Below are 596 nucleotides of genomic sequence, written 5' to 3'. Positions count from 1 at the left end.
GGCTGGTACACCATCCTTACCGGCGAATACCGCCTGCCGCCCACGGCCAACCTGCTGCGCCTGCTGGTGCAGCAATCGAACTGCTTCATCGTGGTCGAGCGCGGCGCGGCCGGCATGAACGCGATGACGCGCGAGCGCGCGCTGATGCAGTCGGGTGAAATGCGCGGCGGCAGCAACTTCGGCCGCGGCCAGATGGTGGCCTCCGACTACGGCCTGTCGCCCGAGATCGTGTTCAGCAACAGCGACGCGGGCGGCATCGGCGGGGCGCTGGGCGGGCTGGTGGGTGGCGGCCGTGGCCGCGCACTGGCGGCCATCGGCGGCAACATGCAGACCAAGGAAGCCAGCGCCCTGCTGACACTGATCGACAACCGCTCGGGCGTGCAGGTCGCGGCCTCCGAAGGCAGCGCCTCCAAGACCGATTTCGGCGCCTTCGGCGCGCTGGCCGGCCGCAGCGCGGGCGGCGGCCTCGGCGGCTACACCAACACCGCGCAGGGCAAGGTGATTGCCGCGGCCTTCATGGACGCCTTCAACCAGATGGTGCGTTCGCTGCGCAACTACAAGGCGCAGACGGTGCGCGGCCAGGGCCTCGGCGGCGG

At 71.0% G+C, this 596-nt stretch carries 1 protein-coding gene; it reads left to right on the top strand.

The window, feature by feature from the left end:
- The coding region (locus ACCC97_RS28800; RefSeq protein ID WP_413336389.1) for a CsgG/HfaB family protein at window positions 1-596 on the top strand (596 nt) is incomplete at both ends.

The sequence above is a fragment of the Variovorax sp. Varisp85 genome, assembly GCF_047304045.1.
Taxonomy (GTDB): Bacteria; Pseudomonadota; Gammaproteobacteria; order Burkholderiales; family Burkholderiaceae_C; genus Variovorax.
Note: the sequence above shows the minus strand (reverse complement) of the source record. Positions and strands in the feature narration are given on the sequence as shown.